We start from the raw sequence: 17,489 nt of genomic DNA, 5'->3' as shown, positions 1-17,489 counted from the left end.
CCCACATTGACCGAGTCACCTTCCCGATACCGAGGTTTGCAATGACCTGGCTCCCCCACATCACCGTCGCCACCATCGTTGAAGACAACGGCCGCTTCCTGATGGTCGAAGAACTCAAGGGCGGCCGCGCCGTGCTCAACCAGCCCGCCGGCCATCTGGACCCGAACGAAACCCTCACCGAGGCCGCGGTGCGCGAAACCCTCGAAGAAACCGGCTGGGATGTCGAAGCCACCGGCATCGTCGGCATCTACCTCTACACTGCCCCCAGCAACGGCGTGACCTATCAACGGGTTTGCTTCATCGCCAAGGCCCTGAAACACCACCCGAACTATCAACTCGACGAAGGCATCCTGCGCGCCCGTTGGCTGACCCGTGACGAGTTGATGACCGTGCGCGATGACTGGCGCAGCGAGCTGATCATCCGCTGTATCGATGATTATCTGGCCGGCCACCGGCACAGTCTCGAATTGATCCGCCCTTCTCTTTAGCCTTAGCGGCTCGGGCCTGATAGAATCGCGTCCTTTTTCAAGACACCCGTTGAAACCCTATGCGTGATCCAGCCCCTTCTGACACACAAAAGAAGCGCGTCATCGTCGGTATGTCCGGCGGCGTGGATTCTTCCGTTTCCGCCGTTCTGCTCATGGAGCAGGGTTATGAGGTGGAAGGCCTGTTCATGAAGAACTGGGAAGAAGACGATGGAACCGAATACTGCACCGCCATGGACGACCTGGCGGACGCCCAGGCCGTGTGCGACAGGATCGGCATCAAGCTGCACACTGCCAACTTCGCCGCCGAGTACTGGGACAACGTGTTCGAGCACTTCCTGGCCGAATACAAGGCCGGCCGCACGCCGAACCCGGACATCCTGTGCAACCGCGAAATCAAGTTCAAGGCGTTCCTCGATTACGCCATGATGCTTGGCGCCGACCTGATTGCCACGGGCCACTACGTGCGCCGTCGCGATATCGATGGCCGCACCGAATTGCTCAAGGGCCTGGACCCGAACAAGGACCAGAGCTACTTCCTGCACGCCGTCGGCGGTGAACAGATTGCCAAGACCCTGTTCCCGGTCGGCGAACTGGAAAAGCCCGAAGTGCGCAAGATCGCCGAGAAACACGGCCTGGCCACCGCCAAGAAGAAAGACTCCACCGGGATCTGCTTTATCGGCGAGCGCCGCTTCAGCGATTTCCTCAAGCAGTACCTGCCGGCGCAGCCGGGCGAGATCAAGACCACTGACGGCGAAGTGATCGGCCGTCACCATGGCCTGATGTACCACACCATTGGCCAGCGCCAGGGCCTGGGCATCGGCGGCCTGAAAGACGCAGGTGAAGAGCCTTGGTACGTGCTGGTCAAGGATCTGGAAAACAACGTGCTTGTGGTCGGCCAGGGCAACGAACATCCGCTGCTGTTCTCCGGCGCCCTGCTCGCTTCCGAGATCTACTGGGTCAACCCGATCGACCTGAGCACGCCACGCCGCCTGACCGCCAAAGTGCGCTATCGCCAGAGCGACCAGCCGTGCACCCTGGAAAAAACCGCCACAGGTTACCGCGCGACCTTCGACGACCCGCAACGTGCGGTCACCCCAGGCCAATCCGTGGTGTTCTACGACGGCGAAATCTGCCTGGGCGGCGGCGTGATTGAAGTTGCGCAAGCCTGGAGCCATCCGGCATGAGCCCGACCCAGGAGCAATTGACGGCACTGGGCGGGGTCTTCCTCGCGGCAGTCCTGGTGGACAAGATCGCCAAGACCGGCCAGGTGACCGAGGCCGGCCTGACGTGCATGCTCGGCAGCCTGCTGGTGGTTGATCCGAAGGATACCCTGGACGTGTACGGCGGCGACGACCTGAGCCTGCGCGAAGGTTATCGCGCCCTGATCGGCGCCCTCGAACGCGACCCAAGCACCCTGCAGCGCGAGCCGTTGCGCTACGCCCTGTCGATGCTCGGCCTGGAACGGCAGCTAGCCAAGCGCGACGACCTGCTGGAAACCATCGGCAAGCGCCTGCCGCAAATCCAGTCCCAGGTTGAGCACTTCGGCCCGGCCCACGAGAACGTAATCGCGGCCTGCGGGGCGCTTTACCAGGACACCTTGAGCACCTTGCGCCAGCGCATCCAGGTGCACGGCGACATGCGCAACCTGCAGCAACCCAATAACGCCTCGAAGATCCGCGCGCTGCTCCTGGCCGGCATTCGTTCGGCGCGGTTGTGGCGGCAGTTGGGCGGACATCGCTGGCAACTGGTGATCAGCCGACGCAAATTGCTTAAAGAGCTTTACCCGTTGATGCGCAACGAATAAGTCGCATCAGCAGGCCATTTTCAAGCCGTTACGCGTAATACGCCGGTCAGTTGGCAACGGACCGGCGGATTTTTTCATGTATGATACGCGCCCCATTTCGTTGCCCGACTGTCCGAGAACACCCCATGCAGCTCTCTTCGCTCACTGCGGTTTCCCCTGTTGACGGCCGCTACGCCGGCAAAACCCAGGCCCTGCGCCCTATTTTCAGCGAATACGGTTTGATCCGTGCGCGTGTACTGGTTGAAGTGCGCTGGCTCCAGCGCCTGGCCGCTCACCCTGCCATCGGCGAAGTGCCGGCGTTTTCCGCCGAGGCCAACGCTGTATTGAACACCCTGGCGGAAAACTTCTCCCTGGAGCACGCCGAGCGTGTGAAAGAGATCGAGCGCACCACCAACCACGACGTCAAAGCCATCGAGTACCTGCTCAAAGAGCAAGCGGCCAAGCTGCCGGAACTGGCCCAGGTCAGCGAATTCATCCACTTTGCCTGCACCAGCGAGGACATCAACAACCTGTCCCACGCCCTGATGCTGCGCGAAGGCCGTGATGACGTGATGCTGCCGTTGATGCGCCAGACCGCCAACGCTATCCGTGAACTGGCGATCCGTTTCGCTGATGTGCCGATGCTCTCGCGCACCCACGGCCAGCCGGCTTCGCCGACCACCCTGGGCAAAGAGCTGGCCAACGTGGTGTACCGCCTGGAGCGCCAGATCGCTCAAGTGGCCGCCGTGCCATTGCTGGGCAAGATCAACGGCGCCGTGGGCAACTACAACGCCCACCTGTCGGCCTACCCCGAGATCGACTGGGAAGCCAACGCCCGCGCCTTCATCGAAGACGAACTGGGCCTGGGTTTCAACCCTTACACCACGCAGATCGAACCCCACGACTACATTGCCGAGCTGTTCGACGCGATTGCGCGCTTCAACACCATCCTGATCGACTTCGATCGCGATATCTGGGGCTACATCTCCCTGGGCTACTTCAAGCAGCGCACCATTGCCGGTGAAATCGGCTCGTCGACCATGCCGCACAAGGTCAACCCGATCGACTTCGAGAACTCCGAAGGCAACCTCGGCATCGCCAACGCGCTGTTCCAGCACCTGGCCAGCAAGTTGCCGATCTCTCGCTGGCAGCGCGACCTGACCGACTCCACCGTACTGCGCAACCTCGGTGTAGGCTTTGCCCACAGCGTGATCGCGTACGAAGCCAGCCTCAAAGGCATCAGCAAGCTTGAGCTCAACGAGCAGAAAATCGCCGCTGACCTGGATGCATGCTGGGAAGTCCTGGCCGAGCCGATCCAGACCGTGATGCGTCGCTACAACATCGAAAACCCGTACGAAAAACTCAAAGAACTGACACGCGGCAAGGGGATCACCTCTGAAGCGCTGCAGACTTTCATCGACGGCCTGGACATGCCAGCTGCCGCCAAGGCCGAGCTGAAACTGCTGACCCCGGCCAACTACATCGGTAACGCTGTAGAGCAAGCCAAGCGCATCTGATTACCGCAAGACCCTTGAGACGCCCGGCCGCGCCGGGCGTTTTTATTCCAGTCTTAAAAGTGCTTTTTTTCAATAGGTTACACATGAATCCTGATATCCCTCTTCAACTTCTGGGCGGCATCACGGCACGGGAATTCCTGCGCGACTACTGGCAGAAGAAACCCCTGCTGATCCGTCAGGCCATCCCTGACTTCGAAAGCCCGATCGACGCCGACGAACTGGCAGGCCTGGCCCTGGAAGAAGAAGTCGAATCGCGCCTGGTGATCGAACACGGCGAGCGCCCGTGGGAACTGCGTCGCGGCCCATTCGCCGAAGATGCCTTCAGCGCCCTGCCAGAGCGTGAGTGGACCCTGCTGGTGCAGGCGGTCGACCAGTTCGTGCCGGAAGTCGCCGAACTGCTGGAGCACTTCCGTTTCCTGCCAAGCTGGCGTATCGACGATGTGATGATCAGCTTCGCCGCGCCCGGCGGCAGCGTCGGTCCGCACTTCGATAACTACGATGTGTTCCTGCTGCAAGCCCAGGGCAAGCGCAACTGGAAGATCGGCCAGATGTGCAGCTCCGAAAGCCCGCTGCTGCAACACGCTGACCTGCGCATCCTCGCCGAATTCGAAGAAAGCGCCGAATGGGTGCTGGAGCCAGGCGACATGCTCTACCTGCCACCGCGCCTGGCGCACTTCGGCATTGCCGAAGACGATTGCATGACCTACTCGGTGGGTTTCCGCGCCCCGAGCGCCGCCGAAGTGCTGACCCACTTCACCGACTTCCTCAGCCAGTACCTGACTGACGAAGAGCGCTACACCGACGCCGACGCCCAGCCGGTCAGCGACCCACACCAGATTCAGGTCGACGCTCTGGATCGCCTCAAGGGTCTGCTGGCTGAGCACATGAGCGACGAGCGCATGTTGCTGACCTGGTTCGGCCAGTTCATGACCGAGCCGCGCTACCCGGAACTGGTCGCTGGTGAAGAGCTGGGCGAAGAAGACTTCATCAACAGCCTGCAAGATGGCGCGATTCTGGTACGCAACCCAAGCGCGCGCCTGGCCTGGTCTGAAGTCGACGACGATGTATTGCTGTTCGCCAGTGGCCAGAGCCGTTACCTGCCCGGCAAGCTGCGTGAACTGCTGAAGCTGGTGTGCTCGGCCGACGCACTGCACAGCGAAAACCTCAGCGTATGGCTGGCCGACGAAGACGGCCGCGACCTGCTGTGCGAACTGGTCAAGCAAGGCAGCCTGGGGTTCGCGGATGAATAAGATTCACGTAAGTGTCGCGGACTGGCGAAAGGATATCGACGAGATTCGGCGCATTCGTGAAGCGGTATTTATCGCCGAGCAATCGGTTCCAGCCGAGCTCGAGTGGGATGCGGACGACGCTGGCGCCATGCATTTCCTCGCATTCGAAGGCGACTTTCCGATTGGTACCGCACGCCTGCTGCCCAGCGGCGAGATTGGTCGCGTGTCGGTGCTCAAGGACTGGCGCGGGCTGAAGGTGGGCGACAAGCTGATGGAAGCGGTGATTGGAGTGGCTGAAAAGCGCGGCCAGACCCGGCAGTTCCTCAGTGCGCAGGTGTATGCGGCGCCGTTTTATGAGCGGTTGGGTTTCAAGATCGTCAGCGATGAGTTTCTTGAAGTCGGGATTCCGCATGTGGATATGGTGCGCGGGGGCTGACTCAAGACCGAGTCGCCTATATCGGGAGCAAGCCCCCGATAGCCATATCAGCAACACCTCAAAATGCCCTGCCTGCCAGGGCATTTTGCCGTCTACGATTCAACTTGCGCCCCGCCAGGCCGACAAACTGGCACTATCAAGCCAAATGACTCGCAGAGATAACGGACATGTCCCTACGCACCCTGCTCACCGCCCTGCTCCTGACCGCCAGTGTTTCGGCCCTGGCTGCCACCGAGGTCGTCAACCTGAGCAACCGCACCAGCGCCGACCTGCTGCCCGTGGCGCAGAACTTCATCGGCAAGGACGGCACCGTCAGCGCCTACGGCAACCAGCTTATCGTTAACGCCGACCCTGCGAAGATCGAGGGCTTGCGTACCCTGCTCTCCCAACTGGACACGCCGGCCAAACGCCTGCTGATCACCGTCGACACCAACGAAACCAACCAGCAGAACAGCGGCGACAGCCAGACCCGCATCATCAGCTATGGCACCGTCAGCCGCGATGGCGGCATCCAGCAGATCCAGGCCAGCGAAGGCGTGCCGGCGCTTATTCAGATCGGCCAGAGCGTACCGCTGACCACCACGCACCAGGATGGCTATGGCCGCCTGCAGAACCAGACCCAGTATCGCAACGTCACCCAGGGCTTTTACGTCACCGCCAGCGTCACCGGCGAGACCGTACACCTGGCTATCAGTACCAACCGTGACCGTATGAGCCAGGAACGTCCTGATGTAGTGAACGTGCAGAGCACCGACACAACCGTCAGCGGACGCTTGGGCGAATGGATTACCCTGGCAGGCATCAATGGCGAAACCCAGGCCGACAAATCTTCTACAACCCGCAGCTACTCTACTCAGGGCCGCGATGACCTGACGGTGCGGGTCAAGGTCGATACCCTGAACTGAAGCACCAAAAACTGACTGGCGAGTCGTATTAGACCAAAGATGTAGTGCCTTGAAAAAAGCACTACAAAACATTTGACGATCCAAAAAAGCATGGGCATGATGGCCTCGCTCCCGCTAATCAGGGGCCCTGGCAAGGGCCTTCGGATCGCCGCTCCAAGTTACCCACCTGAGCCGATTCGTGTCTGTACCGCCCACAAGGCACGTTGGACGAGGTTGCGACTGGAACGAAGTTGTCCCGAGGGACGGAAGCTAACCAGGTAACCCGGCTACGCACTGATGAATCGTACAAAGGCCCACGACGCCCGAAGACCGTTTGCAGTTTGCCCTTACCTGCTCAACTCCGCCTTGAACCAATCGTTCATCCCGTCGCCTACCCCGCCGAACTTGACTTGAACACCCAAGCTTCTGGTCAGCGAGCAGCCATCACCACGCACTTTCTACGTGGCTGGCAAATGGAATTTTCCACCTAGACCTATGCGACGAGGTTTTTCCCCATGGCACTGACACGCGAACAGCAAATTGCAGCCCTTGAAAAAGATTGGGCTGAAAACCCACGCTGGAAAGGCGTGACCCGCGCTTATTCCGCTGCTGACGTCGTCCGCCTGCGTGGCTCGGTCCAACCTGAGCACACCTTTGCAAAACTCGGCGCCGAGAAGCTGTGGAACCTGGTCACCCAAGGTGCCAAGCCGTCCTTCCGTCCCGACAAAGATTTCGTCAACTGCATGGGCGCCCTCACTGGCGGCCAGGCAGTCCAACAGGTAAAAGCCGGCATCCAGGCGATCTACCTGTCCGGCTGGCAAGTGGCAGCGGACAACAACTCCGCTGAATCCATGTACCCCGACCAGTCGCTGTACCCGGTGGACTCGGTTCCAACCGTGGTCAAGCGCATCAACAACTCGTTCCGTCGTGCCGACCAGATCCAGTGGAAAGCCGGCAAGAACCCGGGTGACGAAGGCTACATCGACTACTTCGCCCCCATCGTGGCTGACGCCGAAGCCGGTTTCGGCGGCGTACTCAACGCCTACGAACTGATGAAGAGCATGATCGAGGCTGGCGCTGCCGGCGTGCACTTCGAAGACCAGCTTGCGTCAGTGAAGAAATGCGGCCACATGGGCGGCAAGGTACTGGTACCGACCCAGGAAGCCGTACAGAAGCTGACCGCTGCGCGTTTGGCCGCTGACGTTGCCGGTACACCGACCATCATCCTGGCCCGTACCGATGCCAACGCCGCTGACTTGCTGACTTCGGACTGCGACCCGTACGACCAGCCGTTCGTGACTGGCGAGCGTACTCAGGAAGGTTTCTATAAAGTCCGCGCCGGCCTCGACCAGGCCATTGCCCGCGGCCTGGCCTACGCGCCGTACGCCGACCTGATCTGGTGCGAGACCGCCAAGCCGGACCTGGACGAAGCTCGTCGCTTCGCCGAAGCGATCAAGAAGGAATACCCGGACCAACTGCTGTCCTACAACTGCTCGCCTTCCTTCAACTGGAAGAAGAACCTGGACGACGCGACCATCGCCAAGTTCCAGCGCGAGCTGTCGGCCATGGGCTACAAGCACCAGTTCATCACCCTGGCCGGCATTCACAACATGTGGCACAGCATGTTCAACCTGGCGCACGACTACGCCCGCAACGACATGACTGCCTACGTGAAGCTGCAAGAGCAGGAATTCGCTGACGCCGCCAAAGGCTACACCTTCGTGGCGCACCAGCAGGAAGTGGGCACCGGCTACTTCGACGACATGACCACCGTGATCCAGGGCGGCACCTCGTCCGTGACCGCGCTGACCGGTTCGACCGAAGAAGAGCAGTTCCACTGATCCACTGAGTACACGGCCACTGCGGCCCCAAGGAAGACCTAACCGCAGTGCCGCACAACAATCACGCCCCGACTGGTTCGGGGCGTTTTTTTGCCTGCACAAAAGTCTCTCTGACACAAAGGAGTTGAATGTGGGAGGGGGCTTGCTCCCGATAGCGGTGGATCAGTGACAGAAATGCTGACCGACACTCAGCTATCGGGAGCAAGCCCCCTCCCACAAGGAATTTTGCGCAAAACATTGATCCAGAGCGGTATTCGCACACATCCAATCGGTTAAAAGAACCGTTGCGACAACTAAGCGACACTCAAGCAAGTAACGGCAACTTCCCCCGCCACATGAGAAACAATCGCTTAAACCCCACGCAAACAATATTCATTATCATTTGGCGCCTGAAAACTTCGTTACAGCTTAAACAAAACATAATTGATGAAAAGCCCGCTAATGCCCACGGCACAAGGGCTACAGCCCCAAGAAGGTGCACTATGTGCTTATTCCACCGAATAATTTCGCCCTGGGAATTTTACTTGCCCGGTGTTTAGCCATAAAATCACCGCGATTGATTGCAGTGCGACATATCGTCACTGCATCGTTACTTTTTCGAGCTCAGAGACCTTTGCTCTCTGTTAAGGATTTCCAGCATGACCGACGCGACAGGACTCATGGCCCACAACTGGGGCTTTGCCATTTTCCTCCTCGGTGTTGTGGGCCTTTGCGCCTTCATGCTTGGCGTCTCCAGCCTACTCGGGTCAAAAGCCTGGGGCCGCAGCAAAAACGAACCGTTCGAGTCCGGCATGCTACCTACAGGTGGCGCCCGCTTGCGGCTCTCAGCCAAATTCTATCTGGTCGCGATGCTCTTCGTGATCTTCGATATCGAAGCCCTCTTTCTCTTTGCATGGTCTGTGTCCGTCCGCGAAAGCGGCTGGACCGGATTCGTCGAAGCTCTCGTTTTCATAGCAATTCTGTTGGCAGGTCTTGTCTACCTGTTCCGAGTGGGCGCCCTTGACTGGGCTCCGGAAGCTCGTCGCAAGCGGCAGGCGAAGCTGAAACAATGAGGCTTTGGCAATGCAATACAATCTCACCAGGATCGACCCGGATGCTCCTAACGAGCAGTACCCCATCGGCGAACGGGAAACCGTTTCCGACCCGTTAGAAGACCAAGTCCACAAAAACATCTACATGGGCAAGCTGGAAGACGTGCTGAGTGGCGCGGTCAACTGGGGGCGTAAAAACTCCCTGTGGCCGTACAACTTCGGCCTTTCGTGCTGCTACGTGGAAATGACCACCGCCTTCACGGCGCCCCATGACATCGCGCGCTTTGGCGCCGAAGTTATCCGGGCATCACCGCGCCAGGCGGACTTCATGGTTATCGCCGGTACCTGCTTCATCAAGATGGCGCCGATCATCCAGCGTCTCTATGAGCAAATGCTCGAACCGAAGTGGGTTATTTCCATGGGTTCGTGCGCCAACTCCGGTGGCATGTACGACATCTACTCGGTCGTTCAAGGGGTGGACAAGTTCCTGCCCGTGGACGTCTACGTGCCTGGCTGCCCGCCCCGCCCCGAAGCTTTCCTGCAAGGCTTGATGCTGTTGCAGGAATCGATTGGCAAGGAGCGTCGCCCGCTGTCCTGGGTCGTCGGTGATCAAGGCGTGTACCGCGCCGAGATGCCGTCCCAAAAGGAACAGCGCCGCGAACAGCGAATCGCAGTCACCAACCTGCGCAGCCCCGACGAAGTCTGATCCAGCACCGCTTCTTTTATAGAACGAAAACCTGGCTTCATTCTTTACGTTGACCGAAAGCGATAAAAAACCATGACTACAGGCAGTGCTCTGTACATCCCGCCTTATAAGGCAGACGACCAGGATGTGGTTGTCGAACTCAATAACCGTTTTGGCCCTGACGCCTTCACCGCCCAGGCCACACGCACCGGTATGCCGGTGCTGTGGGTGGCGCGCGCCAGGCTCGTCGAAGTCCTGACCTTCCTGCGCAACCTGCCCAAGCCGTACGTCATGCTCTATGACCTGCATGGCGTGGACGAGCGACTGCGCACCAAGCGCCAGGGGCTGCCGAGCGGCGCCGATTTCACCGTCTTCTACCATTTGATGTCGCTGGAACGTAACAGTGACGTGATGATCAAGGTCGCCCTGAGCGAGAGCGACCTGAGCATCCCGACCGTCACCGGTATCTGGCCGAACGCCAGCTGGTACGAGCGTGAAGTCTGGGACATGTTCGGCATCGACTTCCCTGGCCACCCACACCTGACGCGCATCATGATGCCGCCGACCTGGGAAGGTCACCCACTGCGCAAGGACTTCCCTGCCCGCGCCACCGAATTCGACCCGTACAGCCTCAACCTCGCCAAGCAGCAGCTTGAAGAAGAAGCGGCGCGCTTCCGTCCGGAAGACTGGGGCATGAAACGCTCCGGCACCAACGAGGACTACATGTTCCTCAACCTGGGCCCGAACCACCCTTCGGCTCACGGTGCCTTCCGTATCATCCTGCAACTGGACGGCGAAGAAATCGTCGACTGCGTCCCGGACATCGGCTACCACCACCGTGGCGCCGAGAAGATGGCCGAGCGTCAGTCCTGGCACAGCTTCATCCCGTACACCGACCGTATCGACTACCTCGGCGGCGTGATGAACAACCTGCCGTACGTGCTCTCGGTCGAGAAGCTGGCCGGCATTAAAGTGCCGGACCGCGTCGACACCATCCGCATCATGATGGCCGAGTTCTTCCGCATCACCAGCCACCTGCTGTTCCTGGGTACCTATATCCAGGACGTCGGCGCCATGACTCCGGTGTTCTTCACTTTCACCGACCGTCAGCGCGCCTACAAGGTCATCGAAGCCATCACCGGTTTCCGCCTGCACCCGGCCTGGTACCGCATCGGCGGCGTGGCCCACGACCTGCCGAACGGCTGGGAGCGCCTGGTCAAGGAGTTCATCGACTGGATGCCCAAGCGTCTGGACGAGTACCAGAAAGCCGCGCTGGACAACAGCATCCTCAAGGGTCGTACCATCGGCGTCGCCCAGTACAACACCAAAGAGGCCCTGGAATGGGGCGTCACCGGTGCCGGCCTGCGTTCCACCGGTTGCGACTTCGACCTGCGCAAGGCGCGCCCGTACTCCGGCTACGAGAACTTCGAGTTCGAAGTACCGCTGGCGGCCAATGGCGATGCCTACGACCGTTGCATCGTGCGCGTCGAAGAAATGCGCCAGAGCCTGAAGATCATCGAGCAGTGCATGCGCAACATGCCGGCCGGCCCGTACAAGGCGGATCACCCGCTGACCACGCCGCCGCCCAAAGAGCGCACGCTGCAGCACATCGAAACCCTGATCACGCACTTCCTGCAAGTTTCGTGGGGCCCGGTCATGCCGGCCAACGAATCCTTCCAGATGATCGAAGCGACCAAGGGTATCAACAGTTATTACCTGACGAGCGATGGCGGCACCATGAGCTACCGCACCCGGATTCGTACCCCAAGTTTTGCCCACTTGCAGCAGATCCCTTCGGTGATCAAAGGCGAGATGGTCGCGGACTTGATTGCGTACCTGGGTAGTATCGATTTCGTTATGGCCGACGTGGACCGCTAAGCATGAACAGCACGCTTATCCAGACAGACCGTTTCACCTTGAGTGAAACCGAGCGCTCGGCCATCGAGCACGAGCTGCATCACTACGAAGATCCGCGCGCGGCGTCGATCGAAGCCCTGAAGATCGTTCAGAAGGAACGTGGCTGGGTGCCCGACGGCGCCCTCTACGCCATCGGCGAGATCCTCGGCATCCCTGCCAGCGACGTTGAAGGGGTGGCCACGTTCTACAGCCAGATCTTCCGTCAGCCAGTCGGCCGTCACATCATTCGCGTGTGCGACAGCATGGTCTGCTACATCGGCGGCCATGAGTCCGTGGTCAGCGAAATCCAGGCCAAGCTCGGCATCGGCCTCGGCCAGACCACCGCCGACGGCCGCTTCACGCTGCTGCCGGTGTGCTGCCTGGGCAACTGCGACAAGGCGCCGGCGTTGATGATCGACGACGACACATTCGGTGACGTACAGCCTGCTGGCGTGACCCAATTGCTCGAGGGCTACCCATGACCCTGACTTCCTTCGGCCCGGCCAACCTGATCAAGCGTTCGGCCGAGACCCACCCGCTGACCTGGCGCCTGCGTGACGACGGCGAGCCGGTATGGCTTGACGAATACCAGGCCAAGAACGGTTACGCCGCAGCGCGCAAAGCCTTCGCCGATATGGCCCAGGACGATATCGTCCAGACCGTGAAGGACGCCGGCCTCAAGGGCCGCGGCGGCGCAGGCTTCCCCACGGGTGTGAAGTGGGGCCTGATGCCCAAAGACGAATCCATCAACATCCGCTACCTGCTGTGCAACGCGGATGAGATGGAGCCCAACACCTGGAAAGACCGCATGCTGATGGAGCAACTGCCCCATCTGCTGATCGAAGGCATGTTGATCAGCGCCCGTGCGCTCAAGACCTACCGTGGCTACATCTTCCTGCGTGGCGAGTACACCACCGCCGCCAAGCACCTCAACCGTGCAGTGGCAGAAGCCAAGGCTGCGGGCCTGCTGGGCAAGAACATCCTCGGTTCCGGCTTCGACTTCGAACTGTTCGTGCACACCGGCGCCGGGCGTTATATCTGTGGTGAAGAAACCGCACTGATCAACTCCCTCGAAGGTCGCCGCGCCAACCCGCGCTCCAAGCCGCCCTTCCCTGCCGCCGTCGGCGTGTGGGGCAAGCCGACCTGCGTGAACAACGTCGAGACCCTGTGCAACGTGCCGGCGATCATCGCCGACGGCGTGGACTGGTACAAATCGTTGGCTCGCGAGGGCAGCGAAGACATGGGCACCAAGCTCATGGGCTTCTCCGGCAAGGTCAAGAACCCGGGTCTGTGGGAGCTGCCGTTCGGCGTGACCGCACGCGAGCTGTTCGAGGACTACGCCGGCGGTATGCGCGACGGCTACACCTTGAAAGCCTGGCAGCCAGGCGGCGCCGGCACCGGTTTCCTGCTTCCTGAGCACCTGGACGCACAAATGTATGCCGGCGGCATCGGCAAGGTGGGCACCCGGATGGGTACCGGCCTGGCAATGGCGGTCGACAACACCGTGAACATGGTCTCGCTGCTGCGCAACATGGAGCAGTTCTTTGCCCGTGAATCCTGCGGATTCTGCACCCCATGCCGCGACGGCCTGCCGTGGAGCGTCAAGCTGCTGATGGCCCTGGAAAACGGCGAAGGCCGCGAGGGTGATATCGAAACCCTGCTGGGCCTGGTCGGCTTCCTCGGCCCAGGCAAGACCTTCTGTGCTCACGCACCGGGCGCCGTAGAGCCTTTGGGCAGCGCAATCAAATACTTCCGCTCGGAGTTCGAAGCCGGCATCGCGCCCACCAGCGCCGCCGTCCCGCCTCTGGCGAAGCCGATCGTAGTCGGCGCGTAACGCTTAAACAGGCGAAGGGTCCGTGCCCTTCGCCTGCTCATGTGCTGACGCCGTAAAGGCTGTGTAGATGCACATGAATAACAAGATTCCATTAGCCACGCCCGCTGACAACGGGCCAACGAAGAACTTTGAACCATGGCCACTATCCACGTAGACGGCAAAGCGCTCGAAGTCGATGGGGCAGACAACCTGTTACAGGCATGTCTGTCACTCGGCCTCGATATCCCGTATTTCTGCTGGCACCCCGCGCTCGGTAGCGTCGGTGCCTGTCGCCAGTGTGCAGTCAAGCAATACACCGACGAGAACGACACCCGTGGTCGTATCGTCATGTCCTGCATGACCCCAGCCACCGACAACACCTGGATCTCCATCGACGATGAAGAATCCAAGGCGTTCCGCGCCAGCGTTGTCGAATGGCTGATGACCAACCACCCCCACGACTGCCCGGTCTGTGAGGAAGGCGGTCACTGCCACCTGCAAGACATGACGGTGATGACCGGCCACAACGAGCGCCGTTATCGCTTCACCAAGCGTACCCACCAGAACCAGGACCTCGGCCCGTTCATTTCCCACGAAATGAACCGCTGCATCGCCTGCTACCGCTGCGTGCGCTTCTATAAAGACTACGCCGGCGGCACCGACCTGGGCGTCTTCGGCGCCCACGACAACGTGTACTTCGGTCGCGTTGAAGACGGCGTGCTTGAGAGCGAGTTTTCCGGCAACCTCACCGAGGTCTGCCCGACCGGCGTGTTCACCGACAAGACCCACTCCGAGCGCTACAACCGTAAGTGGGACATGCAGTTCGCACCGAGCATCTGCCATGGCTGCTCCAGCGGTTGCAACATCTCCCCGGGCGAGCGCTACGGCGAGCTGCGTCGTATCGAAAACCGCTTCAACGGGTCGGTCAACCAGTACTTCCTGTGCGACCGTGGCCGTTTCGGCTATGGCTACGTCAACCGCGAAGACCGCCCACGCCAGCCACTGCTGGCCGATGGCGCCAAGCTGAGCCTGGACGCGGCGCTGGATAAAGCCGCCGACCTGCTGCGCGGGCGCAATATCGTCGGTATCGGTTCGCCGCGTGCCAGCCTCGAAAGCAACTTCGCGTTGCGCGAGCTGGTCGGTGCCGAGCACTTCTACTGCGGTATCGAAGCCGGCGAGCTGGAGCGCATCCGCCTGGTCCTGCAAGTGCTGAACGACAGCCCGCTGCCGGTTCCGAACATGCGCGACATCGAAGACCACGATGCGATCTTCGTGCTCGGTGAAGACCTGACCCAGACCGCTGCGCGCATTGCCCTGTCGCTGCGCCAGTCGGTCAAAGGCAAGGCCGAAGAAATGGCCGACGCCATGCGCGTACAGCCGTGGCTCGACGCCGCGGTGAAAAACATCGGTCAGCACGCGCTGAACCCGCTGTTTATCGCCTCGCTGGCTGAAACCAAGCTCGACGACATCGCCGAAGAATGCGTGCACGCCGCACCGGACGACCTGGCCCGCCTCGGTTTCGCCGTGGCCCACGCCCTCGACGCCAGCGCGCCTGCCGTCGACGGCCTGGACACCGAAGCCGTCGAACTGGCCCAGCGCATCGCCGACGCACTGCTGGCGGCCAAGCGCCCGTTGATCATTGCCGGTACCTCCCTGGGTTCCAAGGCGCTGATCGAAGCCGCTGCCAACATCGCCAAGGCCCTGAAGCTGCGCGACAAGAACGGCTCCATCAGCCTGGTGGTGCCGGAAGCCAACAGCCTGGGCCTGGCCATGCTCGGTGGCGAGTCCCTGGACGCCGCCCTGCAAGCAGTGACCGACGGCAACGCCGACGCCATTGTGGTATTGGAAAACGACCTGTACACCCGCACCGCTGCCGCTAAGGTTGACGCTGCGCTGGACGCTGCCAAAGTCCTGATCGTGGCCGACCACCAGAAGACCGCCACCAGCGAGCGTGCCGACCTGGTGCTGCCAGCCGCCACCTTCGCCGAAGGCGACGGTACCCTGGTCAGCCAGGAAGGCCGCGCCCAGCGCTTCTTCCAGGTGTTCGATCCGAAGTACATGGATGCCAGCATCCTGGTGCACGAAGGCTGGCGCTGGCTGCATGCCCTGCGCGCCACCCTGCTGAACCAGCCGATTGACTGGACCCAGCTCGACCACGTCACCGCAGCCACCGCTGCGAGCGCGCCGCAGTTGGCCCGCATCGTCGATGCCGCGCCGTCTGCCGCGTTCCGTATCAAGGGCCTGAAACTGGCCCGTGAACCGCTGCGCTACTCCGGTCGTACCGCCATGCGCGCCGACATCAGCGTGCACGAACCGCGTACCCCGCAAGACATCGACACTGCGTTCGCCTTCTCCATGGAAGGTTATTCGGGCTCGGCCGAGCCGCGTCAGCAGGTGCCGTTTGCCTGGTCGCCGGGCTGGAACTCGCCGCAGGCCTGGAACAAGTTCCAGGATGAAGTCGGTGGTCACATCCGTGCTGGCGACCCGGGCACCCGCCTGATCGAAAGCACCGGTGACGCGCTGAACTGGTTCACTGCGGTACCGCGTCCGTTCAACCCGGCTCCGGGCACCTGGCAGGTCGTGCCGTTCTTCCACCTGTTCGGCAGCGAAGAAACCTCTTCCAAGGCCGCGCCGGTTCAAGAGCGCATTCCTGCCGCTTACGTGTCCGTGGCCAAGTCCGAAGCCGACCGCCTGGGCGTCAACGACGGTGCGCTGCTCAGCCTCAACGTGGCTGGTCAGACCCTGCGTCTGCCGCTGCGTATCAATGACGAGCTGGGTGCCGGCCTGGTTGCACTGCCTAAAGGCATCGCCGGTATTCCGCCTGCCATTTTCGGCAAAACCGTTGACGGTCTGCAGGAGGCAGCGCAATGACTTGGTTCACGCCGGAAGTAATTGACGTGATCATCTCGGTGGTCAAGGCCATCGTGATCCTGTTGGCCGTGGTCGTCGCGGGCGCGCTGCTCAGCTTCGTCGAACGTCGCCTGCTGGGCTGGTGGCAGGACCGTTACGGTCCGAACCGCGTTGGCCCATTCGGCATGTTCCAGATCGCGGCCGACATGCTGAAAATGTTCTTCAAGGAAGACTGGACCCCGCCGTTCGCCGACAAGGTGATCTTCACCCTGGCACCGGTGGTAGCCATGAGCGCCTTGCTGATTGCCTTCGCGATCATCCCGATCACCCCGACCTGGGGCGTGGCGGACCTGAACATCGGCTTGCTGTTCTTCTTCGCCATGGCCGGTCTGTCGGTGTATGCGGTGCTGTTCGCCGGTTGGGCCAGTAACAACAAGTTCGCCCTGCTGGGCAGCTTGCGGGCCTCGGCCCAGACCGTGTCCTACGAAGTGTTCATGGGCCTGGCCCTGATGGGCATCGTGGTGCAGGTCGGCTCGTTCAACATGCGCGATATCGTCGAGTACCAGGCACAGAACCTGTGGTTCATCATTCCGCAGTTCTTTGGCTTCTGCACCTTCTTCATCGCTGGCGTGGCCGTGACTCACCGTCACCCGTTCGACCAGCCGGAAGCGGAGCAGGAACTGGCCGACGGTTACCACATTGAATATGCCGGCATGAAGTGGGGCATGTTCTTCGTCGGTGAGTACATCGGCATCATCTTGATCTCGGCCCTGCTGGTCACGCTGTTCTTCGGCGGCTGGCACGGTCCGTTCGGCATCCTGCCGCAGTTGGCCTTCTTCTGGTTCTTCTTGAAGACCGCGTTCTTCATCATGCTGTTCATCCTGCTGCGCGCCTCGATTCCGCGCCCACGCTATGACCAGGTGATGGATTTCAGCTGGAGATTCTGCCTGCCGCTGACCCTGATCAATTTGCTGGTGACGGCTGCCGTCGTGTTGTTGAACACGCCAGCTGCCGCGGTTCAGTGAGGATTTGACCC

The 17,489-nt window shown here is 61.0% G+C and carries 15 protein-coding genes; all 15 read left to right on the top strand.

All coding sequences use genetic code 11. The features are described 5' to 3' along the window. The first annotated feature begins 41 nt into the window (after positions 1–41). Positions 42–488, top strand: a complete 447-nt coding sequence (locus FW800_RS22685; protein WP_446438507.1) for an NUDIX hydrolase — start codon at positions 42–44, stop codon at positions 486–488. A gap of 59 nt (positions 489–547) precedes the next feature. Next, complete coding sequence (gene mnmA / locus FW800_RS22680) at positions 548–1,672, top strand: tRNA 2-thiouridine(34) synthase MnmA (protein ID WP_103734500.1); 1,125 nt, start codon at positions 548–550, stop codon at positions 1,670–1,672. After that, positions 1,669–2,292, top strand: coding sequence for a high frequency lysogenization protein HflD (gene hflD / locus FW800_RS22675; protein WP_005789104.1), 624 nt, complete (start codon positions 1,669–1,671; stop codon positions 2,290–2,292). The genes mnmA and hflD overlap by 4 nt, the downstream gene beginning before the upstream one ends. Positions 2,293–2,417: 125 nt before the next feature. After that, positions 2,418–3,788, top strand: coding sequence for an adenylosuccinate lyase (gene purB / locus FW800_RS22670; protein WP_005789106.1), 1,371 nt, complete (start codon positions 2,418–2,420; stop codon positions 3,786–3,788). Between the two features lie 83 nt (positions 3,789–3,871). Further along, the gene (locus FW800_RS22665) at positions 3,872–5,038 is read left to right on the top strand and encodes a ribosomal protein uL16 3-hydroxylase (protein WP_005789108.1); all 1,167 of its coding nucleotides are present in this window, start codon (positions 3,872–3,874) and stop codon (positions 5,036–5,038) included. Further along, positions 5,031–5,453 carry a GNAT family N-acetyltransferase gene (locus FW800_RS22660; protein ID WP_032880619.1) on the top strand — a complete coding sequence of 141 codons (423 nt, stop codon included), beginning with the start codon at positions 5,031–5,033 and terminating at the stop codon, positions 5,451–5,453. Before FW800_RS22665 ends, FW800_RS22660 begins: the two co-directional genes overlap by 8 nt. Before the next feature lie 167 nt (positions 5,454–5,620). After that, complete coding sequence (locus tag FW800_RS22655) at positions 5,621–6,358, top strand: secretin N-terminal domain-containing protein (RefSeq protein ID WP_223018498.1); 738 nt, start codon at positions 5,621–5,623, stop codon at positions 6,356–6,358. 494 nt (positions 6,359–6,852) lie between these two features. Further along, positions 6,853–8,178: an isocitrate lyase gene (gene aceA / locus FW800_RS22650; RefSeq protein ID WP_003174717.1), complete on the top strand. Its 1,326-nt coding sequence runs from the start codon at positions 6,853–6,855 to the stop codon at positions 8,176–8,178. A gap of 638 nt (positions 8,179–8,816) precedes the next feature. Continuing rightward, complete coding sequence (locus FW800_RS22645; RefSeq protein ID WP_003192109.1) at positions 8,817–9,230, top strand: NADH-quinone oxidoreductase subunit A; 414 nt, start codon at positions 8,817–8,819, stop codon at positions 9,228–9,230. Between the two features lie 10 nt (positions 9,231–9,240). Further along, on the top strand, positions 9,241–9,915 hold the full coding sequence (locus FW800_RS22640) for a NuoB/complex I 20 kDa subunit family protein (RefSeq protein WP_003174719.1): 675 nt from the start codon (positions 9,241–9,243) through the stop codon (positions 9,913–9,915). A 72-nt stretch (positions 9,916–9,987) separates the two neighbouring features. Continuing rightward, positions 9,988–11,772, top strand: coding sequence for an NADH-quinone oxidoreductase subunit C/D (nuoC, locus tag FW800_RS22635; protein ID WP_005789116.1), 1,785 nt, complete (start codon positions 9,988–9,990; stop codon positions 11,770–11,772). A gap of 2 nt (positions 11,773–11,774) precedes the next feature. Next, positions 11,775–12,272 carry an NADH-quinone oxidoreductase subunit NuoE gene (gene nuoE / locus FW800_RS22630; protein ID WP_003232080.1) on the top strand — a complete coding sequence of 166 codons (498 nt, stop codon included), beginning with the start codon at positions 11,775–11,777 and terminating at the stop codon, positions 12,270–12,272. After that, on the top strand, positions 12,269–13,624 hold the full coding sequence (nuoF, locus tag FW800_RS22625; protein WP_005789119.1) for an NADH-quinone oxidoreductase subunit NuoF: 1,356 nt from the start codon (positions 12,269–12,271) through the stop codon (positions 13,622–13,624). Before nuoE ends, nuoF begins: the two co-directional genes overlap by 4 nt. Before the next feature lie 135 nt (positions 13,625–13,759). Further along, on the top strand, positions 13,760–16,474 hold the full coding sequence (nuoG, locus tag FW800_RS22620; protein ID WP_032880616.1) for an NADH-quinone oxidoreductase subunit NuoG: 2,715 nt from the start codon (positions 13,760–13,762) through the stop codon (positions 16,472–16,474). Continuing rightward, positions 16,471–17,478, top strand: coding sequence for an NADH-quinone oxidoreductase subunit NuoH (gene nuoH / locus FW800_RS22615; RefSeq protein ID WP_003192116.1), 1,008 nt, complete (start codon positions 16,471–16,473; stop codon positions 17,476–17,478). Before nuoG ends, nuoH begins: the two co-directional genes overlap by 4 nt. The last annotated feature ends 11 nt before the right edge of the window (positions 17,479–17,489 follow it).

The sequence above is a fragment of the Pseudomonas sp. 910_23 genome, from assembly GCF_052850795.1.
The sequence above is the reverse complement of the archived record's forward strand: the minus strand, read 5'-3'. Positions and strand labels throughout refer to the sequence as shown.